Annotated in this window: 17 protein-coding genes, 18 tRNA genes, 3 rRNA genes and 1 pseudogene; 34 read left to right on the forward strand and 5 right to left on the reverse strand. The window is 44.2% G+C overall.

Annotated features, from left to right (window positions below):
- The first annotated feature begins 41 nt into the window (after positions 1-41).
- From NYR53_RS03985 to NYR53_RS04000, 4 genes are all read left to right on the forward strand, one after another.
- Positions 42-704 carry a Crp/Fnr family transcriptional regulator gene (locus NYR53_RS03985; protein ID WP_261304034.1) on the forward strand — a complete coding sequence of 221 codons (663 nt, stop codon included), beginning with the start codon at positions 42-44 and terminating at the stop codon, positions 702-704.
- Positions 705-1,040: 336 nt separating this feature from the next.
- The gene (gene tgl / locus NYR53_RS03990) at positions 1,041-1,865 is read left to right on the forward strand and encodes a spore coat transglutaminase TGL (protein ID WP_261304035.1); all 825 of its coding nucleotides are present in this window, start codon (positions 1,041-1,043) and stop codon (positions 1,863-1,865) included.
- A gap of 84 nt (positions 1,866-1,949) precedes the next feature.
- Positions 1,950-2,438, forward strand: coding sequence for a hypothetical protein (locus NYR53_RS03995; RefSeq protein WP_261304036.1), 489 nt, complete (start codon positions 1,950-1,952; stop codon positions 2,436-2,438).
- Between the two features lie 184 nt (positions 2,439-2,622).
- Positions 2,623-3,099 carry a GNAT family protein gene (locus NYR53_RS04000; protein WP_261304037.1) on the forward strand — a complete coding sequence of 159 codons (477 nt, stop codon included), beginning with the start codon at positions 2,623-2,625 and terminating at the stop codon, positions 3,097-3,099.
- Positions 3,100-3,171: 72 nt separating this feature from the next.
- On the opposite strand, the gene NYR53_RS04005 is transcribed toward NYR53_RS04000, so the two are convergent.
- The 3 genes from NYR53_RS04005 to NYR53_RS04015 all read right to left on the reverse strand — a co-directional run bounded on the left by NYR53_RS04005 (position 3,172) and on the right by NYR53_RS04015 (position 5,099).
- A complete protein-coding gene (locus tag NYR53_RS04005; protein ID WP_261304038.1) occupies positions 3,172-4,170 on the reverse strand; it encodes a type I glyceraldehyde-3-phosphate dehydrogenase in 999 nt (332 codons plus the stop codon).
- Positions 4,171-4,258: 88 nt separating this feature from the next.
- On the reverse strand, positions 4,259-4,486 hold the full coding sequence (locus tag NYR53_RS04010) for a DUF896 domain-containing protein (protein ID WP_261304039.1): 228 nt from the start codon (positions 4,484-4,486) through the stop codon (positions 4,259-4,261).
- Positions 4,487-4,529: 43 nt separating this feature from the next.
- Complete coding sequence (locus tag NYR53_RS04015; protein WP_261304040.1) at positions 4,530-5,099, reverse strand: FAD-dependent oxidoreductase; 570 nt, start codon at positions 5,097-5,099, stop codon at positions 4,530-4,532.
- A gap of 129 nt (positions 5,100-5,228) precedes the next feature.
- Here NYR53_RS04015 and NYR53_RS04020 point away from each other — a divergent pair, with 129 nt between their 5' ends.
- A complete protein-coding gene (locus NYR53_RS04020; protein WP_261304041.1) occupies positions 5,229-5,903 on the forward strand; it encodes an aldo/keto reductase in 675 nt (224 codons plus the stop codon).
- Complete coding sequence (locus NYR53_RS04025) at positions 5,896-6,132, forward strand: aldo/keto reductase (protein WP_261304042.1); 237 nt, start codon at positions 5,896-5,898, stop codon at positions 6,130-6,132. Before NYR53_RS04020 ends, NYR53_RS04025 begins: the two co-directional genes overlap by 8 nt.
- Positions 6,133-6,220: 88 nt before the next feature.
- Here NYR53_RS04025 and NYR53_RS04030 read toward each other — a convergent pair whose 3' ends face one another.
- Entirely contained in the window at positions 6,221-7,198 is a 978-nt protein-coding gene (locus tag NYR53_RS04030; RefSeq protein WP_261304043.1) for an aldo/keto reductase, read from the reverse strand.
- A 181-nt stretch (positions 7,199-7,379) separates the two neighbouring features.
- Between NYR53_RS04030 and NYR53_RS04035 the strand changes: the two are divergent.
- The 3 genes and pseudogenes from NYR53_RS04035 to NYR53_RS04045 all read left to right on the forward strand — a co-directional run.
- A pseudogene (locus NYR53_RS04035) lies at positions 7,380-7,529 on the forward strand (iron chaperone); the annotation flags it as partial.
- 398 nt (positions 7,530-7,927) lie between these two features.
- Positions 7,928-8,383, forward strand: coding sequence for a DUF5317 domain-containing protein (locus NYR53_RS04040; protein WP_261304044.1), 456 nt, complete (start codon positions 7,928-7,930; stop codon positions 8,381-8,383).
- 1 nt (position 8,384) lies between these two features.
- A complete protein-coding gene (locus tag NYR53_RS04045; protein ID WP_261304045.1) occupies positions 8,385-10,751 on the forward strand; it encodes a sensor domain-containing protein in 2,367 nt (788 codons plus the stop codon).
- Positions 10,752-11,136: 385 nt separating this feature from the next.
- On the opposite strand, the gene NYR53_RS04050 is transcribed toward NYR53_RS04045, so the two are convergent.
- A complete protein-coding gene (locus tag NYR53_RS04050; protein WP_261304046.1) occupies positions 11,137-12,138 on the reverse strand; it encodes a Fic family protein in 1,002 nt (333 codons plus the stop codon).
- Between the two features lie 321 nt (positions 12,139-12,459).
- Between NYR53_RS04050 and NYR53_RS04055 the strand changes: the two genes are divergently transcribed.
- From NYR53_RS04055 to NYR53_RS04175, 25 genes are all read left to right on the forward strand, one after another.
- Complete coding sequence (locus tag NYR53_RS04055; protein WP_261304047.1) at positions 12,460-12,588, forward strand: hypothetical protein; 129 nt, start codon at positions 12,460-12,462, stop codon at positions 12,586-12,588.
- 52 nt (positions 12,589-12,640) lie between these two features.
- Positions 12,641-14,179, forward strand: a complete 1,539-nt coding sequence (locus tag NYR53_RS04060; protein WP_261304048.1) for an amino acid permease — start codon at positions 12,641-12,643, stop codon at positions 14,177-14,179.
- 65 nt (positions 14,180-14,244) lie between these two features.
- The gene (locus NYR53_RS04065) at positions 14,245-14,997 is read left to right on the forward strand and encodes a YwmB family TATA-box binding protein (RefSeq protein WP_261304049.1); all 753 of its coding nucleotides are present in this window, start codon (positions 14,245-14,247) and stop codon (positions 14,995-14,997) included.
- A 311-nt stretch (positions 14,998-15,308) separates the two neighbouring features.
- Complete coding sequence (locus tag NYR53_RS04070; protein ID WP_261304050.1) at positions 15,309-15,545, forward strand: hypothetical protein; 237 nt, start codon at positions 15,309-15,311, stop codon at positions 15,543-15,545.
- Between the two features lie 483 nt (positions 15,546-16,028).
- Positions 16,029-17,570, forward strand: a 16S ribosomal RNA gene (locus NYR53_RS04075).
- Positions 17,571-17,856: 286 nt separating this feature from the next.
- Positions 17,857-20,772: ribosomal RNA gene (locus NYR53_RS04080) — 23S ribosomal RNA — on the forward strand.
- A gap of 104 nt (positions 20,773-20,876) precedes the next feature.
- Positions 20,877-20,993: ribosomal RNA gene (rrf, locus tag NYR53_RS04085) — 5S ribosomal RNA — on the forward strand.
- The 16S, 23S and 5S rRNA genes sit together here with 18 tRNA genes alongside, the layout of an rRNA operon.
- Before the next feature lie 55 nt (positions 20,994-21,048).
- Positions 21,049-21,125: transfer RNA gene (locus NYR53_RS04090), tRNA-Ile, on the forward strand.
- Positions 21,126-21,141: 16 nt separating this feature from the next.
- Positions 21,142-21,217 (forward strand) — tRNA-Ala (locus NYR53_RS04095).
- Between the two features lie 5 nt (positions 21,218-21,222).
- Positions 21,223-21,295: transfer RNA gene (locus NYR53_RS04100), tRNA-Asn, on the forward strand.
- Positions 21,296-21,368: 73 nt separating this feature from the next.
- Positions 21,369-21,456, forward strand: a tRNA-Ser gene (locus NYR53_RS04105).
- A gap of 27 nt (positions 21,457-21,483) precedes the next feature.
- A tRNA-Met gene (locus tag NYR53_RS04110) sits at positions 21,484-21,557 on the forward strand.
- An 11-nt stretch (positions 21,558-21,568) separates the two neighbouring features.
- Positions 21,569-21,657: transfer RNA gene (locus NYR53_RS04115), tRNA-Ser, on the forward strand.
- A 19-nt stretch (positions 21,658-21,676) separates the two neighbouring features.
- A tRNA-Glu gene (locus NYR53_RS04120) sits at positions 21,677-21,751 on the forward strand.
- A gap of 23 nt (positions 21,752-21,774) precedes the next feature.
- A tRNA-Val gene (locus tag NYR53_RS04125) sits at positions 21,775-21,850 on the forward strand.
- A gap of 81 nt (positions 21,851-21,931) precedes the next feature.
- Positions 21,932-22,008, forward strand: a tRNA-Asp gene (locus NYR53_RS04130).
- An 18-nt stretch (positions 22,009-22,026) separates the two neighbouring features.
- Positions 22,027-22,102, forward strand: a tRNA-Thr gene (locus NYR53_RS04135).
- Between the two features lie 76 nt (positions 22,103-22,178).
- Positions 22,179-22,260 (forward strand) — tRNA-Tyr (locus tag NYR53_RS04140).
- Positions 22,261-22,274: 14 nt separating this feature from the next.
- Positions 22,275-22,346, forward strand: a tRNA-Gln gene (locus NYR53_RS04145).
- Between the two features lie 76 nt (positions 22,347-22,422).
- A tRNA-Lys gene (locus tag NYR53_RS04150) sits at positions 22,423-22,498 on the forward strand.
- Positions 22,499-22,517: 19 nt separating this feature from the next.
- Positions 22,518-22,597, forward strand: a tRNA-Leu gene (locus NYR53_RS04155).
- A gap of 38 nt (positions 22,598-22,635) precedes the next feature.
- A tRNA-Gly gene (locus NYR53_RS04160) sits at positions 22,636-22,710 on the forward strand.
- A gap of 9 nt (positions 22,711-22,719) precedes the next feature.
- A tRNA-Arg gene (locus NYR53_RS04165) sits at positions 22,720-22,796 on the forward strand.
- Between the two features lie 26 nt (positions 22,797-22,822).
- Positions 22,823-22,896: transfer RNA gene (locus tag NYR53_RS04170), tRNA-Pro, on the forward strand.
- A 7-nt stretch (positions 22,897-22,903) separates the two neighbouring features.
- A tRNA-Gly gene (locus tag NYR53_RS04175) sits at positions 22,904-22,974 on the forward strand.
- Positions 22,975-23,247: the final 273 nt, after the last annotated feature.

Here is a 23,247-nt window from a genome sequence, read left to right on the forward strand (position 1 = left end):
TATCAATGTTAGACTTAATAAAGAAAGAGATGAATTAAGATATGAAAACCTTTGAAAAACTAATTCAAAATGTGTATTTCTTTGAAGGATACGAACAAAAGGATATTGAATTACTTGCACCCCTTTTTAAGGAACGACGGTTCACCAAAGGCAACATTCTGTTTTTGGAAGGTGACCTAGGGGAAGAATGCTATCTTATAAAATCCGGTGTGGTTAAAATTTTTCGTATGGATGAAGTGAGAGAAATAACCTTAGCGTTATTAAGAAAAGGCGATTATTTTGGTGAAATGGCAATGATGCAAAAAGGCTTGACCCGATCAGCAACCGCGGAGGTAATAGAAAGCGGCATTATTTATTCCTTAAAGCGAACAGACTTTCTTCATTTTTTAGAGAACAACCCTAAAATGAGTATCAAGCTTCTGGAAGAAACTATGGAACGTCTTCGTAATGCGAATGATCAAATTTATGATTTGACTTTCCGTGATTTAAAGTCTCGTCTAATAAAGATTATTATGCGTCTTGCAGAGGAGCACGGTGTCCACTCTCAAAAGGGAATTATCATTCCCTTTAAGCTGACACATCAACAATTAGCGAACATGGTAGGCGCTATTCGTGAATCAGTATCCAAATTGCTACAGGAAATTCAAGAAGAGCAAGTTATTAGTATTGAAAACAAAATAGTGACTGTCCTGAAGCGCGACTAGTCTTCCTTACAATCTATATATTAGATATAAGTATTATATTGTAAAAATTAGACATAAATCTGTAGTCTGGATTACAAAATTATTGAAAATTAACAGAACATTCCCATCTACTAAAGAACCCGAACGATTACACAAATCGTTCGGGTTCTTTTGCTTCTTAGCCATTTTTAAACGGGATAATCCGTTAGAACTCACATATTGAACCCTACTGCATGAAAATATATGAAAGGTGTTTATCCCAAGACAGGAAAAGTTACGCATTCACATAACTTCGAAATTCCACATATAAAAATAGGTGAATCACGCTTGTAGATCTTTCATAATGAGGAGAAGTCCATGATCTTAATCGAAGGTACCAGCCAAATAGCCTTTGGAGAAGGTACGCTGTCTGAGTTAGAACTAACCATTTATCAAAAGAAGCAGAGCAGCCCTATTGAGTATCGGTATGATTCCGTTTATACCCTGTTGTTTGAACTGTACATGCGAACACAGATTGCGGAGTCCGCGAAAGAGCTGAGTAAAGCTCGTGTCTATTTTGCAGATTTCAAAAAAACGCTATGTAACCCGATGTATTGGCACTTAACTAATCAAGGAAGGTTCCAGCTGAATAGCGGATGTGCTCCACAAGATGCGATACGGGATATATTTACAAATGGCAGCTCTTACGCATTCGAATGCTCAATGGCTGTTGTCGTCGTCTTGTACAAAGCCCTATTAGAATCCATAGATCCTAGACAATTCGATATATTGTTCGCGGACCTTTTATTATTTGATTGGCATTCCAACAGCAAATTGCACCTAATCGACCGGACATACAAGGAGGAAGCTGTGATTGGTGATGTGCTCTATTTTGAGAACCCCGACTTTGTACCCACGGTACCCTGGTGGAAAGGAGAAAACGTCGTCCTGATGGAAAACGACCTTTTTTATGGACATGGACATGGCCTCGGAATTATTTCTGGGGAAGAAGTCATTAAAGTCCTGAATAACAACAGAATGCTTGGCAGTACACAATCGGCATTTCTGACAGATCGTTATGTTCATCCGGATTTCTCTTACTTCGCAGAATTTCAGCATCGTGTACGGGAGAAACCCATTATTGCGAAAGTAGGAGACTGGATTTATGTTCGAAACAACCGGGTTTTTAACAAAATAAGTTAAATGAGCCCAATTTATATAGACAATGCCCTATTTGCGAGACCCTGCATATGATGACGTATGCCTACTCCAGAAGGGAGAAAGAAAATGACAAATCGCAATTTATCAACGGAGGATAACCTCCCTATTTATCAAGCTGCAACAAGGACGGAGACCTACCATCCTGCTCAACAAACTCCGATATTGACGGAGACCTACCATCCAGCTCAACAAGCTCCAACGGGAGATAACCTCCCTATCTATCAGCAGCCTGCAGCAGCACCGGGAGCGCATTATCCAATGAATCCACATCACGAACATACTCATTATACACAGCCTCACCATGTTTACCATCCGCATCATCATTACCATCACCCACAACACCATCATGCCTATCATCCCATGCATCATCTTGCGTACCATCCGATGCATCATCACGTTGCCTACTACCCACACCATCATTACATGCATCATCATCCCATGCATCATCTTCAACACCATATTCAGCATCCTCAACATACACAACATCACCATCATACAGGGCAAACCCATCATCATCATCACCAACAGCATCATATGCCTACACAATCAAACTAATGTAGTTACCGACAACCCAATATAAGCAGCCTACAAACAAAAACCTAGAAGCTGTTGCTTCTAGGTTTTTTTGCTTTCACTCGAACCATGATTAGCTATAGTTAACACTATTAACCAACATAAGGGATGTAGTGTAGATATATGTTATACTTCCGTTAGCGACATTGTGAAAAGGAGATTTATAATGCCTACGATTACGAAAAGACCATTCGATCAAGAGTTCCAAACAATATTAAGTGAATTGCAATCCGGCTATCATGCAGGGGAATTGAGTAAGAAGGAAAGCTCGGAACTGCCTAATGATGTATATCTCATTGAAGTTGAAAACACGATGGTGGGGTATGCCGTGGTTTGGGAATACACGAGTGCCAAACAGTTAATTCAGAAAGCGGAGAAAGATTATTTCAACGATGATGAAAAATACTTAGAACAAGACTTCTATATTGATATCAAGAACAAAACAGATTATATATTTATAGAAGCATTGGATGTACTGAAAGAATTTGAGCGGAAGGGCTACGCGGCTTTCTTCATGGATTGGCTTAAACTGACATACCCTAATAAGAAAATGTATGTTTATTCATTAGAAAAGTCACGTAATTTTTGGTATAAGCAGGGTTTTGAGGTTGTGGGTAATACCGTATGGTTGTCGTATAATTAATTCTCGATCTGAGGTAGGAAGGATCACCTCTATATAAACGGAGGCGATCCTACTTATTCAAAGGTAGCGATTTTACTTATTAACTAGAAAAGCCGCAACTTCTGCTAATCGCGAAGCGTAGCCCCATTCATTATCGTACCAAGTTGCAACGGATAGGATTTCACCCTGCAGTTGGGTCAAAGGAAGGTCAATGATGGAGGAGTGGGGGTCGCCGACGATACGGGATGATGCCCATTCACCTTCCAGAACATCAAGAACTCCCTTCAGTTGACCATCTGCAGCGCTACTACGGAAAATATCATTGACCTGCTGTACCGTACATGGCTTTTCCGTCACAAGGTTTAATTCAGCAATACTTCCGGTGCGTGTTGGAATCCGGTATGCCTTTCCGGTAATCTGCAAATCATTCCAGATAAACTTAAGGGCTCTTGCAGCTCCTGATGAAGAAGGAATGATATTCTCAGCTGCAGCCCACGAATCTCGGCGATCCTTCATAGGCTGATCCGTTAGCGACTGCGTGTTCGTGTAAGAATGGACGGTGGAGAAAAGGCCATACTTAATGCCGAAGTTTTCTTTGACTATTTTGACCACTGGAGCCAATGCGTTTGTCGTACAACTCGCCATGCTAATAATTTTATGCTTTTCCGGATCAAAACTATCCAGATTTATCCCTTTCAGCAAGACAGCATCACAATCTTCAAGGCTCTTGCTAGGCCCACTAACTAATACTCTATTTGCCCCGCGATCCAAATGGACCTGAGCAACAGCTCGGGTGACAGCGCGGCCTGTACAGTCAATTACCAGATCTACATCTAATTCTTTCCAATTAGGGACTTCCTTCGATGAATCGATAAACTGAATTTCGCGTCCACCGATCACCATACTACCTTCTTGTGCCGATACGGCTTCGTGCCAGCGCTTATAATTGGTATCAACTTCGAACAGAGCGGCAAGTGTTGCTGCGTCTTTAATGTCGGAGATGGACACGGGAACGAATAGTTGATCCTGTAAAGCCACTCTTAATAATTGTCTGCCAATACGCCCAAATCCAAATATTCCTATTTTGCCCATGGTATAACCTCCATTGAATAATGAATATGAATTCCTTACGGGTACGCCTCAATTTTAACATATTTTGGTTCCTGTCACTCAGGAAACGTTATTTTGCAGCTATTTTGGCCTGTTCATTTTTTAATCTTTCAGGGGTAACGTTATCTCCGTTCGGATCAATAATGGTAGAATTCAAGAGCAAGCTGTCTATGGAACCACGAAATATTTGAAGATATTCTTTACGCAAATTGGCTTGTTCTGTTTTTTCAATCTCAGTTAATCCGATTTCTTTCTCTTTTCTTGAAAGCTCATTAATTTTATTTAAAATGGTAAGCATAGTGAACCACTCCTTTTATGATTTGTGTAAAGTTGGCCAATTTTTATTCAGAAGTTTTCAAAATATCGTGATCAACATATCTTTCTCCATTTATTTGGCTTAGGACATTTATCGCCACTCTAGCACCGTCACCGGCAGTGATGATGGCATGGACGCTAACGCCAGCTGCTGTACCTGCTGCCCAGATACCATCCAAACTTGTTTGACCATGTGTATCAACATCAATGACCGTCTTAATTCGCGGTTCGGTTGCTGGTTTTGTTTTCAAACCCAAATGTTCCGCAAGCTCTGTTAAAGCTCCTGTTGCAATAATGATATATTTAGCTTCATGTTGGCTGATATTGGTTTCAATGCGGAAACCTGCATCTAGTTTAACGATATTTTGAACTTTCTCTTCGTTCACTGCAGCGCCAAATTTAACTGCCTGTTTCTTCCCGATATCTATAAGATCAGGGCCGGAAATCTCTTCAATACCATAATAATTTTCAAGCCAAGCCCTTTTTGTCATGCTTTTATCATTATGGATGAGTAGAGTATTCTTTCCTGCTTTTGCTGCAAACAATGCTGCACTTGCTCCTGCGGGGCCTGCGCCAATCACTGCGATATCGTACATATCAACAACTCCTTCGAATGTGTAAATGTTGTATAATTATCTTAAATTTAAGATTCTTAGTTATGAGATAATAATATGCTTCATAAAGTGAAAAGTCAATAGGTATTTTATTGTTTCGGTTTGCCGTTTATGGAAAGCAGGGAGGGGGTTGCATCCGACGACGAATCGATTCAAGCGTTGAATCGTTCCATCGAGCTGGGGCTGAACTTTATCGATACGGCCTTGGGCTATGGAGATGATCACAGTGAAAGACTTGTCGGGCAAGTTGTAAAGGCTCACGATAAGCCGATTTATGTTGCGACCAAAATACCACCCCAAAATAGACAATGGCCTGCTCGGGACGGGGTGCCTGTGGAAGAGGCATATACAGCGGAGCATGTTATTTCGAGTACAGAGCAAAGTCTGCGGAATCTTGGCTTGGATACGATCGATGTCCAGCTGTTTCATGTCTGGTCGGACGAGTGGGTCGGTCAAGGAGATTGGTTGGAAGGGATCCGTAAGCTTAAAGAGCAAGGTAAAATCCGCTATTTCGGCATATCGATTAACGATCATCAACCGAACAATGCTATTAAGCTGATTGAATCTGGGCTCGTAGATACCGTACAGGTCATTTATAACATTTTCGATCAAAGCCCTGAGGATCAGCTGCTTCCAGCCTGTGCGGAGCATAATGTTGGCGTCATTGTCAGAGTTTCGCTGGATGAAGGCGGCTTGACGGGGCGAATTACCCCGGATACGACGTTCAGTGAAGGTGACTTCCGTAATAACTATTTCCGAGGCGACCGCAAAACAAGAGGTGTATGACCGCGTTCAGAAGATCGCTTCCGATCTTGATATTTCCATTGATACCATGCCGGAAATTGCACTGCGGTACGTGCTTGGCCATCCTGCTGTTTCAACGGTCATTCCGGGTATGCGTTCGGTTCGGAATGTGGAGAATAATATGCGGGTCGGAGACGGGCTGGGATTATCAAAGGAACAGTTTGAGAAGCTGAAGCCGCATCGCTGGATTCGGGATTTCTATAGAGGTTGATTCATCGAGCAAGAGTAAGGGTTTATGGAGTTGAAAAAGCGGTCAATCCTCAAAGGGATTAGCCGCCTTTTTATGTCTGTTTGCCGGTCTACCAGGCGTAAGCTTCGGGAGCCGGTTTTCCGGGTCCAGGGAAAATCTCATCCAACTTTTTCAAAGTATCTTCATTAAGTGTGACTTCAGGTACGCGTAACGAATCTTGGAGCTGCTCGATCGTTCTCGGTCCGATAATTGGCGAGGTAACGGCCGAATGAGACAATACCCAGGCCAAGGCGATAACGTCTTCTTTTTCATCGATTTCCTTGCAAAGCGCTGAAAATTGTTCCAACTGGCTCCGATGCTTCTCAATGCGTTCGGCGGAACGCGCACTCCGGGCACCTGTACCTGCCAAAGCGTTGCGGCCTAGCAATCCTCCGGCAAGAGGACTCCATGGAATGACACCAAGACCGAGCTTTTCTGCAGCGGGAAGCACTTCCAGTTCCGGCAATCTGGCAAGTAGATTGTACATGTGCTGCTCAGAGACTAAGCCTAGGAAATGACGGGCTTTGGCTTCAGCTTGGGCACAGGCAATATGCCACCCAGCAAAGTTACTGGAGCCAATGTAGTCAACAGTTCCTTGGTTCACAACGGATTCAAATACCCCCCACAACTCATCCCAAGTCACGTTGCGGTCGATATGATGCATTTGGTAAAGCTCTATATGGTCTGTCTGCAGTCTTTTGAGCGATGCTTCCAGATGACGTCTGATTTTGTACGCTGATAATCCTCGTTCAGCATTGGGTCCATCATTTGGATCATTCATATCGCCGTAGGCTTTCGTCGCAAGAATAACTTTCTCTCTACGACCTCCACCTTGTTTGAACCAGCGTCCAATAATTTCTTCTGTCCATCCTCTTTTTTCAACTCCGCCGTAGACGTTAGCTGTATCGAAAAAATTAATTCCCGCGTCTAGTGCGGCATCCATAATTTTAAAAGCTTCTTTTTCCTCGGTTTCCGGTCCAAAGTTCATCGTTCCTAAACATAACTGACTGACCTTCAATCCGGATTTCCCTAAGTACGAATACTTCATGATTCATCCTCCCACATTCCTCTTGATTTTAGTAGAAACTAAATGTTCTGAAGATTGTTCATGATGACATTATATATTTTATCGAAGTTTCTATGTCATTGAAAGTAGTGAAAATGGTTACAGTATATGTGCTTTATGTGATTAACTATAGCCGAAGTTATTAACTAACCCAGATACATATATTTCTGCATTTTCACAGGAGGTGCAGGAGATACTTAACAGATTAAGAGACATTATCAAAGAGTCAGCTCCAGGTGCAGAGGAAAAGATAAGTTATCAAATGCCCACGTTTGCTTTACATGGGAACTTAGTCCATTTTGCAACTTATAAATTGAAGGGGCTGAATGTTATGAAATGGTCTGAAATTTGTAGCCATTAAGTCATTTTCGGTCGAATTTTTGAATATTTTGAATAATTTTATTATTGTATAAAAAATCCATTAAAAGTATAATTTCTTTAATGGATTTTTCCATTTGACTAGACATTCTTTTCAAACAAAGGGGAGGAAATGAAAATGAAAAATTGGAAGAGTTGGGTACTTATGACTTTGGTTTTGACAGCAATGGTATATTCATCAGTTGTACCTTTTCCATGGGGACCATAATCCCTTGAAGGAGCTAGGTGAGACCTAGTTCCTTTTCATTTTTTATATAAAGGAATGAATGAACATATATGATTTACTTTATACTTGCAGGCGTTCTATTATGTATCATCCTGAAACGCAATTTATTGACGCTTGTAGATTCCTTTGCAGCCTTCAGAATGCCATACCTACTGATCGGCACGTTTGCGTTTCAAATTTTTATTTTTTGGTTAGGTAACAGCACACAACGCGATTATCCTATTCTACTTGAACTCTCGTTTGCTATAATGATCTTAGGCCTATGGATGAACAGGCATTTACCAGGAATTATTTTTATATGTGTAGGGGCTTCGCTTAATTTATTAGCAATTAGTATACACGGAGGTTTAATGCCGGTATCAGAAAAGGCTCTTTTGATGTCTGGGTATAATGGTTCTGCTTTTGAGACAGACGATCCCCGACATCAACTAATGAATACATCTAACTTCTGGTGGTTGGGAGATTGGATTCCTTTTTTCAAACATGTGATAAGTGTAGGGGATGTTTTTGTGGGTTTCGGATTTATTCGATTTCTATTAGGAACCACTTCAAAGAGGGAGTAACATGAAGGACAAAAATTTGTACACCATGGTGTTATTCTTAACTGGAATATATACGATATATGTCTGTTTTGGATTTATTCAATCCAATAAGGATTGGCAGTCTTTAATAATAATATGTTTATTAATAGCAATAGTTGATCTATTTCCGACAAAATTGCCAAATGGATTCTGGTATAACGGTGCAACACTAAGTTTTCTTTATATCATGTATTCAAAAGGTATCTCAGCAAGCACGGTTCCGATCATATTCAGTACACTCATGTTTTTTTTGTCAGCTAGCAAACCTTTTTATAAAATTAACTGGTTTCGATTGTTTTCAACGTTAGGCATGTATTTTATTAGTATGATGTGTGCAGCGGCTAGTCTGAAAGTTTTGAATCAGTTCCCACTTATCGTTCAAATTTTAGGTATTACGTTCGTTTTTGATAACGTTAACTTATTAATACGTGCAGGAATCATGAAGTTTGTAAATAAATCTCCTTTTTTCAGTGAATTTGCCTTAAAGAAAGTTTATGGCGTACAAGTTTCTTTATTAGTACTGACCATTCTATTGTATCATCTAGTTCAGTCTACGAATGCTATTGATCTCATTACTGAGGTTATCATTGCAGCTTTTCTTATGCTTTTGATTAACTTCCTAATCTCAGCCTATAACAAGCATATCTACAAAATAGAAGAAAGCAAACAACGCTACCAATCTCTATTTGACCGTAATCCAGATATTGTTTTTACATTAGATCTATCAGGTAAATTTACGAGTATTAACCCGATGTTAGAAAAAATACTTGGCTATTCCCCAGAGTCTATATTAGACGTTAATTTATTCGAATATGTGATTTCTACAGGGAAACAAGAAGCTATACATCGTATAGAACAAGCGCTGCTTGGAAATCCGCAACAATTTACAATTGGCGTATTAACGAAAGAGGGTACAAGCCGTGATATGTTCATAACTTGTGGTCCGACGGTAGTGAATGATCAAATTGTTGGGGTCTATGGCATTGCTAAGGATATTACCGAACAGAAGCAAGCAGAACAGATTATTCACAAGATGGCGTACTTCGACGAAATCACCGGGCTGCCGAACCGAAGCAACTTTCAGGAGCGCATGGCGGAGACATTGGAGAAAGCTGGTACCAACAACTCCTTAGCTGGATTAATGTTTCTTGATCTAGATAAATTCAAACATGTAAATGATACGCTGGGGCATCATACAGGTGATCTTCTATTATTTGATGTGTCCAAACGCATTATCCAATCTGTTCCGGAAGGATCTATCGTATCTAGGCTGGGGGGTGATGAATTTACGATTATTTTTCCAAATCTAAGCCATACAGATGAGGTCATACCTGTTGCCGATGAGATCTTACGAGCTTTAGCTGAACCTTTTTATTTACACAATAGAGAGTTATATATAACGACTAGTATAGGAATTTGTATATATCCTGAACATGGGAACGATGTGGAAACGCTGATCAAAAATGCCGATGCCTCTATGTATCGGGCCAAAGAATCCGGCGGAAACACCTACAGCGTTTATTCTAAAAATATTCAAGAGCTTAATGAAGCCAAGCACAAGATACATTCTAATTTGCACAAAGCGATCCTGCGCGAAGAATTTTATTTACATTTTCAACCGAAGATCGATTTGACTACTGATAAAATTAACGGAGTAGAGGCCCTCATTCGATGGGAAAATCAAGAGTTGGGTCCTATGTCGCCTGTTCAGTTTATTCCGATCGCAGAGGAGAGTGGGTTGATCCTGCCCATCGGGGAATGGGTGTTAAGGACGGCATGTAAGCAGAATAAAGCTTGGCAGGATGCAGGATTCCCACCTATCGTTATGTCTGTTAATCTTTCTTCCATTCAATTGCAGAATGATCATTTAGTCAGTACGATTGGGCAAATTTTGCGGGAAACGGAGCTTGATCCTCAGTGGCTTGAAATTGAGATAACGGAGAGTATGCTGCTGCAGAATACCCAACATACAATGAAGGTGCTTGAAGAAATAAAAGAGCTCGGTATATCTATTTCCATCGATGATTTTGGAGTGGGGTACTCTTCACTCAGCTATTTGAAGCATTTTTCATTCGATTATTTGAAAATGGACAAGTCTTTTATTGATAACTTAAACATGTCTCCAAAAGATGAATTGATCATAAGCGGTATTATCCAATTGGCGCATAGCTTAAACATGAAAGTAATCGCCGAAGGGGTCGAATCGAGTGAACAGCTTACTTACTTGCGTGAGCAAGGTTGCGATTGTGTTCAAGGGTATTTGATAAGCAAACCTTTGCCGGCTGGGGAGTTTATTGAGCGGGTGTGGTTTTCGGAAAAAAAAGATGGAATTGTAGTTGAGACAGAATAATCACTTAAACTGATAGGAAAGAGAGTTACTATGACCAAGATTTCAATACCGGAGCTTAAGAAACAATTGAAAACGTATAAGGCTGAAGAGTTGGTCTCTATCATTATCGATTGTTATAAATCAAGTAGCGATGTAAAGAGCTAGCTGAAGCCTGAACGTACAGAAAATCAATTATTTGATGAAGCCCAAAAGAAAATTTTGCATCAGTTTTACCCCGATCGCTGTGAACCGGAGCTTAAATTGGCTGATGCAAAAAAAGTGATTTCTGAATTCAGCAAGCTTTTGTTGAGGTTTATTATGAATTTGCAGCCGACTATGAAGATGATATTGAGTAGGTAAAACAGTTAAAAGGAGATACGTCTTGTGACGTATCTCCTTTTAACTCTCAATCAACGATAGAGATCATATATTCACCCCGATTATCACCAGGCTTTATTACTCCTAAATCTTTCAGTTTTGATAAATTCTTGGCAATGCTTGATGAAGATGCATCTAAGGTATCGTCGAATAATTGTTTATGAAAGACCTCGCCATCTTCCATTCTAGCTATTAGTTCAAACATAGTCCTTGCGTGGCCTTTCCCAAGTATCTCTCGCATGTATTTAATTTTATCATACCTTTGAAGTTCATTAAGAACTCTTGTAAGCGAGGCATTGACACACTCAAGGTAAAAAATGAGGAAGGGCTTTAGGTCGCCTTGTGTAGCTATCATTAGAGTATCATAATAATCTTCTATTCGTTTGTCGAAATACTCTTCAACGCTAAATGCATCTTTGATCTTAGAAAGATCGTTATGAATTAGTCCTACTAAGGTCGAATATGCCCGAGCTGTCCGTCCGTTACCATCAGGAAATGGATGAACGTATCCGATCAAATGATGGGTAATGCCCGATATTAATAGTGGATGAAGCTTTTTCTCTTGAATGATTTCAGAATCATAGGCACTCATACATCCAGTTACACTAGTATATAACCAAGAGAAGAATGCATTCATCAAATGCGGGACCTGATTAAAAGCGGGAGGCTGATAACTAATGTTTCCATCGCCGTCTTGTAGAGCAACAGGAATTTGCCTATAGCCCTCCGGATACCCGGTTAAATCTTTCATTAGTAATTGTTGCAATTTTTTGAAAATAAGCTCATCCATGTCTGAGAAATCTTTAAAGGGATCTAGTTCATAAATAAACTCATACGCCTCAAACACGTTTCTCACTTCAAGTTGTGCTTTCTGTTTAATGGTTAATGGATTCTTTTTATAATCTTGATAGAGCTTTTCAACTTCTTTGTATTCTAATTTGTTTTGTTCTATTTTAGTTGTGAAATGTGCGGTCTTAACTAATGAATTACGCAGAATGTTTGGTTTTAGCGGGTGACTTTTTAGACCCAACCTTGCCAGTGCACCAATATTTCTTTCTGCTTCAAGAATAAGCTGCTGAATCTCGTAGTCAAAGGGATTATGTACACATTTAAATACAGATAAACTAGCCTAGTCTTTCCTCAAAGAGTGACTATTTGCTGAAAGAAAAATAAAAAACGGAATACTCCTTGTACAACCCTCATATCCATAATCAAAAGCATAACTAGCAGGCAAAGGTGCCATTGGTCCAAGAACGACATGTTGTTCTCTGCACCTAGTCACCTTTTTGTTTTCATTCATCAACTAGGAATTCTAAGGGTCAAGATTCCGCGAAAAGGAGGTGGAGACCGAATGGAACTGACGATTGGAATCGTAATTATTGCGGTAACGTGCTTGTTTGCTTTATGGATTGTCAGAATCGCCAACAAAAGCATTCGCGAATTCGATGAAAGCAAGCATGAAAGTTTCCTGGGGAAATGAGCCTTGTGACTTGTTTGTACAAATCGTATGTATCTGATGAGGAGGATTCAAGATGAGCGTACCTTCTAATCATCATGAAAAAGACAAAAGGGATTTAAACAAGTTCGGTTATGCCCAAGAACTGCTGCGCAGTATGGGCGGATTTTCCAATTTCGCGATTTCATTCTCCATCATTTCCATTCTTACTGGCGCTGTATCGTTATACGGCCACGGATTAACCTATGGCGGTGCGGGTATGATGGGCTTTGGCTGGCCGATCGTCGCCCTTTTTGTCATGTTTGTAGCGGCAGTCATGGCTGAGCTAGCTTCGGCTATTCCGACGGCTGGCGCTTTGTACCACTGGGCGGCTATTTTGAAAAACAAACGCTGGGGCTGGTACACCGCATGGATCAATCTGATCGGTCAAATCGGGATTGTGGCCGGTATCGATTATTCGGTAGCCCTATTCGCCGATCCGCTCATCGCGAGTGTGTTCGGTTATGAATCTAACAATACAACCGTGTTGATTTGTTTCACGATCATTTTACTTACACATGGTATCCTAAATCATGTCGGGATTCGTATCGTTTCTGAGCTTAACGATTTCTCCGCATGGTACCATATTGCTGTGGTGGCCGTGCTGGTTCTGTCACTTGCCTTTTTCACCAAAGGCAACTTGAATCCTGTCGATTATTTATTCAAAGTGGGCGAAACATTCTCGGATAAACCGTATATGTTTGCTTTTCTAATCGGGCTTTTGCAAGCGCAGTGGACATTTACGGGTTACGACGCGTCCGCTCATACCATCGAAGAGACCATCAACCCTCGTGTGCGCGCGCCTTGGGGTATTTTCACATCCGTTGCCTATTCGTTTGTCATTGGGTTCGTTATGCTTGCTTTTGTTACCTTGTCTATTAAGGATGCTGGTGCTGCTGCTGGCTCAAGCAATGCATTCATCTATGTCATCAGCCAAGCGCTGGGCGGGACGTTCGGTTCCGTTATCCTATGGCTGGTCACCGCCGCGATGTGGTTCTGCGGTCTAGCTTCTATTACTTCTTTTTCGCGTATGATGTACGCCTTCTCTCGTGACAAAGGGATGCCGATGAGCCATCAATGGGCGCAAATTTCAAAGAAATACCGTACACCTGCCAAAGCCATTTGGCTGGCCATTATCCTATCCTTCCTGCTCGCTTTCATCGACTATATCATCAAAATGGTGAATCCCGATGCGACTTACACGACGATTGCGTTCCTAACCGCGGTCAGTGTTGTGGGCTTATATGTGGCTTACGGCATTCCGATCTATCTCAAGCTGAGAGCGAAAGCGGAAGGCAGATTTCAAGATAAACATCTCGGGCCATGGAATCTCGGAAAATACAGCACATTCATTTCGATCGTCGCGCTTTTGTGGATCATTTTCATCTGTATCGTCATGGTAATTCCTCCGAATCAAATGGCCGGTTATGCTGTAGCTGGGATGCTGATTCTTCTGATCATTATGGATTTGGCTTATTATAAAAATCATTTCCCTGGGCCACAAGCCGCACTCAACACCACCATGGAAGAAATCATACGCCGGGAAAAAGAGCTTGAGAAAACCTCCTCTGTATAACATTTGCTAGATTTGGGCATCCTTCTACTAGAGTTTAAGATTCTAGTAAAGAGGTGCCTTTTTATATGCAGAAATCTTGGATATTATCGATCATGTGTATGACCATTATAAGCATTGTTTTTGGATGGGTTCGACATGCCGATGCGCATGGTGAGCAAGAAGCACTTCAGCTATTGAACACGGCGAAACCGTACATGACGAGTGAAAATCAGATAACCTTCAAATATACAGGCTATTACGGAACGTGCGGTGGTATTGATCGAGATATGCTGCAAGTTGGGGAAAAACTGTCGCACGCTTTTGGAATTCCTCAAGCAGAAGTATTGAGTGAATCCAATTCACATCCGACCTATACAGCGAAATCTGAGGTTGTACCCGGAGCGGTCAGCACCGTAACAGTTGCAAGTCCACAGGGACAATCTGCCTGCTATGTCGTCTTGCGATTAGATGCTTCTCATGAAGCCGAACAGTCGGAGTTGGTCATGTGGCAGGAGCAAGCGGGCGAACAATTGAAGAAACTTGGTATCAATGGACAATGGAATGTTATGGTACAAGGTTATGTAAATGAGCAAGAACAGTCTGGTCAAAAGAGTTCCACAGAGCTGGTAAATTCTATTGCTCAAGCTTTTAAAGGCAAAATCGTAGAAAACTATAAGGACCAGAATACGGTAAGTGCGTCTCTCTCTTCGAGGGAGTTCCAATCTTCTATTAAGAGTGGTGACAAAACGGTAAATCTGCAAATAGCTTTGCATCAAGAGTCTACGACAGGCAAGTTACGTCTAACCATAGGTACTCCGATTATAACAATGGAATACTAAAAATGCCGTGTGAAGGTGCAGTTAATGCTGCTCCTTTTTTATTTACTTCTATTTGGCTCGGGTCAAAATTAATAGCTTTGTCAGGTTTAATAGATTAATAGATTGGTTAGAATGGGTAACACATAGAAATGAATAACAAATACATATGAAAATAAGCAAGGAGGTGATCTTAATATGCTGAAAAAAGCCAATCAAAAGAAGCCGATCCTGCCATCGAATAATCCCGTTATTATAAATAATCGCTATTGTTTCCTGATGTGGGCAAAAACGGGTAATAAACGGTATCTGAATATACTCCGAGGAGTGGGAATATGACAACGATAACCAAGCCAGTCATCCCTAGTATAATTGCAGAATCAATTGAAATCCTCCGTAGTGAAGGATGGGGAGATGATGATTTCTTCAACTTTTCGCAATATAATGAAGAGTCTCCGGAAGCTCGCATTTTATTTCATTTTTTTCGAAACAACCGGGCAACGTTTGCAGCTGCCATTGTTAACAGTTATGTAGTTCATGAGCGTACGATGGAAACTAAAGCAGCTGAGTGAACAAAATTATAATGCCTTTGTTTTCTGATTACTAAACATTAATCGGCCTGGCGATTGATTTCAAAAAGGTGAGTATAATGAACACGTGCTTAAACGGCATGTGTTTTTTGTTTAAGGATTTATTAGTGGGGTAATGTTATAAGAGTAGGTAAGAATCAGCCCTTAGAAACTTTTTTGTAATTGGAAAAATAAAACATTGCAATACATTTAAGAACCGTGGTATATTATCACTCCGGCCGCAAGACAGGCTGGCGAAAGTAACTAACTCGAAAAAAAGTAGTTGCAAAAGAAAAATCAGTATGGTATATTACTTCTCGCTGCTTCGGTAACACGGCAGTGAACGAAAGAAATTGATCTTTGAAAACTGAACAACGAGTGAGTAAGCACGAACGAGAAATCGTTCAAAAAAGAGATTGCAAAATCTCGCTAGCAAGTCAATGAGCATTTCAGCTTTCAGATATATGGACGAGCAATCGTTCAACTATTATGGAGAGTTTGATCCTGGCTCAGGACGAACGCTGGCGGCGTGCCTAATACATGCAAGTCGAGCGGATTTATCCTTCGGGATAAGTTAGCGGCGGACGGGTGAGTAACACGTAGGTAACCTGCCTATAAGACCGGGATAACTATCGGAAACGATAGCTAAGACCGGATAACTGGTTTTCTCGCATGAGAGAACTATGAAACACGGAGCAATCTGTGGCTTATAGATGGGCCTGCGGCGCATTAGCTAGTTGGTGAGGTAACGGCTCACCAAGGCGACGATGCGTAGCCGACCTGAGAGGGTGAACGGCCACACTGGGACTGAGACACGGCCCAGACTCCTACGGGAGGCAGCAGTAGGGAATCTTCCGCAATGGACGCAAGTCTGACGGAGCAACGCCGCGTGAGTGATGAAGGTTTTCGGATCGTAAAGCTCTGTTGCCCTAGACGAACAGCAAGAGGAGTAACTGCCTTTTGTGTGACGGTATAGGAGAAGAAAGCCCCGGCTAACTACGTGCCAGCAGCCGCGGTAATACGTAGGGGGCAAGCGTTGTCCGGAATTATTGGGCGTAAAGCGCGCGCAGGCGGTCAATTAAGTTGGGTGTTTAAGCCCGGGGCTCAACCCCGGTTCGCATCCAAAACTGGTTGACTTGAGTGTAGGAGAGGAAAGTGGAATTCCACGTGTAGCGGTGAAATGCGTAGAGATGTGGAGGAACACCAGTGGCGAAGGCGACTTTCTGGCCTATAACTGACGCTGAGGCGCGAAAGCGTGGGGAGCAAACAGGATTAGATACCCTGGTAGTCCACGCCGTAAACGATGCATACTAGGTGTTGGGGATTCGATTCCTCGGTGCCGAAGTTAACACAGTAAGTATGCCGCCTGGGGAGTACGCTCGCAAGAGTGAAACTCAAAGGAATTGACGGGGACCCGCACAAGCAGTGGAGTATGTGGTTTAATTCGAAGCAACGCGAAGAACCTTACCAGGTCTTGACATCCCTCTGAATACGGTAGAGATATCGTAGGCCTTCGGGACAGAGGAGACAGGTGGTGCATGGTTGTCGTCAGCTCGTGTCGTGAGATGTTGGGTTAAGTCCCGCAACGAGCGCAACCCTTGATCTTAGTTGCCAGCACTTTGGGTGGGCACTCTAAGATGACTGCCGGTGACAAACCGGAGGAAGGTGGGGATGACGTCAAATCATCATGCCCCTTATGACCTGGGCTACACACGTACTACAATGGTCGGTACAACGGGAAGCGAAGCCGCGAGGTGGAGCCAATCCTTATAAGCCGATCTCAGTTCGGATTGCAGGCTGCAACTCGCCTGCATGAAGTCGGAATTGCTAGTAATCGCGGATCAGCATGCCGCGGTGAATACGTTCCCGGGTCTTGTACACACCGCCCGTCACACCACGAGAGTTTACAACACCCGAAGTCGGTGGGGTAACCCGCAAGGGAGCCAGCCGCCGAAGGTGGGGTAGATGATTGGGGTGAAGTCGTAACAAGGTAGCCGTATCGGAAGGTGCGGCTGGATCACCTCCTTTCTATGGAGACTCGGATCTGATAGATCCAGTCAAGTGCGAAAGCACAAATCGCTTACTCACTCGTGTTCAGTTTTGAAAGAGCAATCTTTCAAGTATCGCTTTTGTGTTGGTAACATTTATATGTTGCTGACATTTAGAAGAGATGTTAAGATGTTATTCCGCCGCTGAGAAGCGAACGAAGAGCATCACTGTTGTTCCTTGAAAACTAGATAACGAAACAAAACGTAAAGTAAGAACTTAGGTTGTGTAGTCTTCGGGCTATACAGAATCAATAACTTTTTTTAGCGGTTAAGCTAGAAAGAGCACACGGAGGATGCCTAGGCACTAGGAGCCGAAGAAGGACGTGGCGAACGACGAAATGCCTCGGGGAGCCGTAAGCAGGCTTTGATCCGGGGATGTCCGAATGGGGGAACCCAGCTGTGGTAATGCGCAGTTACTCTATTGTGAATACATAGCAATAGTAGAGGCATACCCAGGGAACTGAAACATCTAAGTACCTGGAGGAAAAGAAAACAAAAGTGATTCCGTCAGTAGCGGCGAGCGAAAGCGGAATAGCCCAAACCAAGGAGCTTGCTCCTTGGGGTTGTAGGACCTCGATGTGGGGTTAGTTCGGTAGGCGAAGAGATCTGGAAAGGTCCGGCATAGAAGGTAAAAGCCCTGTAGCTTAAATCGAACGAAACCCCTAGAGGTATCCTGAGTACGGCGGGTCACGTGAAACCCCGTCGGAATCCGGCAGGACCATCTGCCAAGGCTAAATACTCCCTAGTGACCGATAGTGAAGCAGTACCGTGAGGGAAAGGTGAAAAGCACCGCGGAAGCGGAGTGAAAAAGAACCTGAAACCGTGTGCTTACAAGAAGTCAGAGCCCTCTATATGGGTGATGGCGTGCCTTTTGTAGAATGAACCGGCGAGTTACGTTCCCGTGCGAGGTTAAGCTGAAAAGGCGGAGCCGCAGCGAAAGCGAGTCTGAATAGGGCGCTTGAGTACGTGGACGTAGACCCGAAACCGTGTGATCTACCCCTGTCCAGGGTGAAGGTGAGGTAACACTCACTGGAGGCCCGAACCCACGCATGTTGAAAAATGCGGGGATGAGGTGGGGGTAGCGGAGAAATTCCAATCGAACTCGGAGATAGCTGGTTCTCCCCGAAATAGCTTTAGGGCTAGCCTCGGATGTGGAGTTGTGGAGGTAAAGCACTGATTGGGTGCGGGGCCCGCCAAGGGTTACCAAGTCCAGTCAAACTCTGAATGCCACAAACTTAAATCCGGGAGTCAGACAGTGAGTGCTAAGATCCATTGTCAAAAGGGAAACAGCCCAGACCATCAGCTAAGGTCCCCAAGTGTGTGTTAAGTGGGAAAGGATGTGGAGTTGCACAGACAACCAGGATGTTGGCTTAGAAGCAGCCACCATTGAAAGAGTGCGTAATAGCTCACTGGTCGAGTGACTCTGCGCCGAAAATGTAACGGGGCTAAACACGCCACCGAAGCTATGGCTTGCACGTATGTGCATGGGTAGGGGAGCGTTGTATGTACGTTGAATTCTGACCGTAAGGACAGGTGGAGCGCATACAAGTGAGAATGCCGGTATAAGTAACGAAAAGATCAGTGAGAATCTGATCCGCCGAAAACCTAAGGGTTCCTGAGGAAGGCTCGTCCGCTCAGGGTAAGTCGGGACCTAAGGCGAGGCCGAAAGGCGTAGTCGATGGACAACAGGTGGAAATTCCTGTACCACCGTAGCCGTTATGAGCGATGGAGTGACGCAGAAGGATAGTGACGCGAGCTGATGGATGCTCGTCCAAGCAGTGAGGCTGGTTAGTAGGCAAATCCGCTAACCGTAAGGCTGGGCTGTGATGGGGAGGGAAACTTTAAGTACCGAAGGTCATGAGTTCACACTGCCAAGAAAAGCTTCTAGCCAGGCGAAGGTGCCCGTACCGCAAACCGACACAGGTGGGTGAGAAGAGAATTCTAAGGCGCGCGGAAGAACTCTCGTTAAGGAACTCGGCAAAATGACCCCGTAACTTCGGGAGAAGGGGTGCCTCGGTAGGGTGAATAGCCCGAGGGGGCCGCAGTGAAAAGGCCCAAGCGACTGTTTAGCAAAAACACAGGTCTGTGCGAAGCCGCAAGGCGAAGTATACGGGCTGACGCCTGCCCGGTGCTGGAAGGTTAAGAGGAGTGGTTAGGGGCAACCCGAAGCTATGAATTGAAGCCCCAGTAAACGGCGGCCGTAACTATAACGGTCCTAAGGTAGCGAAATTCCTTGTCAGGTAAATTCTGACCCGCACGAATGGCGTAACGACTTGGGCGCTGTCTCAACGAGAGATCCGGTGAAATTTTAATACCTGTGAAGATGCAGGTTACCCGCGACAAGACGGAAAGACCCCATGGAGCTTTACTGCAGCTTGATATTGGACTTTGGTACGATCTGTACAGGATAGGTGGGAGCCTTTGAAGCCTGAGCGCCAGCTTGGGTGGAGGCGCCGTTGGGATACCACCCTGATCGTATCGGAGTTCTAACCTGGTACCGTAATCCGGTATGGGGACAGTGTCAGGTGGGCAGTTTGACTGGGGCGGTCGCCTCCTAAAATGTAACGGAGGCGTTTAAAGGTTCCCTCAGAATGGTTGGAAATCATTCGCAGAGTGCAAAGGCATAAGGGAGCTTGACTGCGAGACCTACAAGTCGAGCAGGGACGAAAGTCGGACTTAGTGATCCGGTGGTACCGAATGGAAGGGCCATCGCTCAACGGATAAAAGCTACCCTGGGGATAACAGGCTTATCTCCCCCAAGAGTCCACATCGACGGGGAGGTTTGGCACCTCGATGTCGGCTCATCGCATCCTGGGGCTGAAGTAGGTCCCAAGGGTTGGGCTGTTCGCCCATTAAAGCGGTACGCGAGCTGGGTTCAGAACGTCGTGAGACAGTTCGGTCCCTATCTGTCGCGGGCGTAGGAAATTTGAGAGGAGCTGTCCTTAGTACGAGAGGACCGGGATGGACGTACCGCTGGTGTACCAGTTGTCTCGCCAGAGGCATCGCTGGGTAGCTATGTACGGAGGGGATAAGCGCTGAAAGCATCTAAGCGCGAAGCCCCCCTCAAGATGAGATTTCCCAGTATGTAAGACCCCTTGTAGACGACGAGGTTGATAGGTTCGAGGTGGAAGTGCAGCAATGCATGCAGCTGACGAATACTAATCGGTCGAGGGCTTAACCAAAAAGCTGACTAAGCAGCTAGCACCTACGTCTAACGTAGCCATGCACATGATTACTTTACGCAAGTTTCGTATCTAGTTTTCAAGGCGCAAACACGCTTTGACTGTTTGGTGATGATGGCGGAGGGGACCCACGCGTTCCCATCTCGAACACGACCGTTAAGCCCTCCAGCGTCGATGGTACTTGAACCGCAGGGTTCTGGGAGAGTAGAACGTTGCCAAGCAGAATACCCCTAGTGGGTATTTTTTTTGCCACACTCTAGACTGTTTTACACATTAGGGCCCTTAGCTCAGCTGGTTAGAGCGCACCCCTGATAAGGGTGAGGTCGGTGGTTCGAGTCCACCAGGGCCCACCAATATTATTACCTTTATGGGGCCATAGCTCAGCTGGGAGAGCGCCTGCCTTGCAAGCAGGAGGTCAGCGGTTCGATCCCGCTTGGCTCCACCAAATATTCCCTGATAGCTCAGTTGGTAGAGCACTCGACTGTTAATCGAGTTGTCACAGGTTCGAGTCCTGTTCGGGGAGTCAAACCCCCAAAAAGTGAAGAGATGCTTCGTAGCATATTCCAATTACTTTTTGGGGATCCCATAAAATATATGGAGAAGTGTCCGAGCGGCCGAAGGAGCACGATTGGAAATCGTGTAGACGTCACAAGCGTCTCGAGGGTTCGAATCCCTCCTTCTCCGTTTCTTTAAATAAAGGAAAGACAATATGGCGGCGTAGCTCAGCTGGCTAGAGCGTACGGTTCATACCCGTAAGGTCGGGGGTTCGAGCCCCTCTGCCGCTACTAATTAAATTGGAGAGATACCCAAGTGGCTATAAGGGGACCCTCTGCTAAGGGGTTAGACTGCGTAAGTGGTGCGAGGGTTCGAATCCCTCTCTCTCCGTTGGTAAATTTTTAAGTTTGGCCCGTTGGTCAAGTGGTTAAGACACCTCCCTTTCACGGAGGTAACAGGGGTTCGAGTCCCCTACGGGTCACCAATAATTTTCTAGTTCGATCCCATGGAGGCTTAGCTCAGCTGGGAGAGCATCTGCCTTACAAGCAGAGGGTCGGCGGTTCGATCCCGTCAGCCTCCACCATACAACCCAAAAAAGTGAAGTGAAGCTTTGTAGCAACGCCGATTACTTTTTCGGGGCCCGTAGAAACCAATTTACTAGTATGGAGCTGTGGTGTAGTGGCCTAACATGCCTGCCTGTCACGCAGGAGACCGCGGGTTCGAATCCCGTCAGCTCCGCCATTTTTAGAAAATGAATATGCCGTTGTAGCTCAACTGGTAGAGCAACTGACTTGTAATCAGTAGGTTGGGGGTTCAAGTCCTCTCGACGGCACCACAATTCCCAAAAAAGTGAAGCAAAGCTTTGTAGCAACGCCTACTACTTTTTCGGGGCCCGGTAAGGCTTTATATGTGGAGGCTTAGTGAAGTGGCTAAACACGGCAGACTGTAAATCTGCTCTCTTCGAGTTCGGTGGTTCGAATCCATCAGCCTCCATTTCCAAACTATGTTGGGGATTAGCCAAGCGGTAAGGCAACGGACTTTGACTCCGTCATGCCAAGGTTCAAATCCTTGATCCCCAGTACTATACCCCATAAAGTGAAGGTAAGCTCTGAAGCGAATTCCTGTTACTTTACGGGGGCCCCATTAAAATTTCATGAGTCATTAGCTCAGTTGGTAGAGCACCTGACTTTTAATCAGGGTGTCGTAGGTTCGAATCCTACATGACTCACCATTTGCCTTATTTACAGCATGCGCGTATGGCGGAATTGGCAGACGCACTAGACTTAGGATCTAGCGGGCGACCGTGGGGGTTCAAGTCCCTCTACGCGCATCAAATCCTCAGCAGTATTTATACTCCTGAGGTACGATGCGGAAGTGGCTCAGCGGTAGAGCATCGCCTTGCCAAGGCGAGGGTCGCGGGTTCGATCCCCGTCTTCCGCTCCATTTTAGTAAGCGCCCTTAGCTCAGCTGGATAGAGTATTTGACTACGAATCAAAAGGTCGGGAGTTCGAATCTCTCAGGGCGCGCCATTTTTCATATGTTATTACCACCATATCGGGACGTAGCTCAGCTTGGTAGAGCACCTGCTTTGGGAGCAGGGGGTCGCATGTTCAAATCGTGTCGTCCCGATAGACACGCGGGCGTAGTTTAATGGTAGAACTTCAGCCTTCCAAGCTGATCGCGCGGGTTCGATTCCCGCCGCCCGCTTCAATGAAAAAGATCACCTTCGGGTGGTCTTTTTTCATTGTATAGGAGTATAGGAAAATATGTGAGATGCCGATTTGTGGATAAGTGATGTTAAATAACGAATGTCGATTTCTGGCTTCTCAGACTCTTTCGGCTCGCAGAGCTCTCGCTGTAAGCGCGGAAAACGCGCTTATTTGTTGGGGCGCTCCTGGATAAGCGCGTTTTCCGCGCTTATTTGTTCTTTAAGGGATGAGAAATCCGAGGAGGTTCGACCGTCCGTAAAGACATCGGTAT

Origin of the sequence: Paenibacillus andongensis (assembly GCF_025369935.1) — a bacterium.
Classification (GTDB): Bacteria; Bacillota; Bacilli; order Paenibacillales; family NBRC-103111; genus Paenibacillus_E; species Paenibacillus_E andongensis.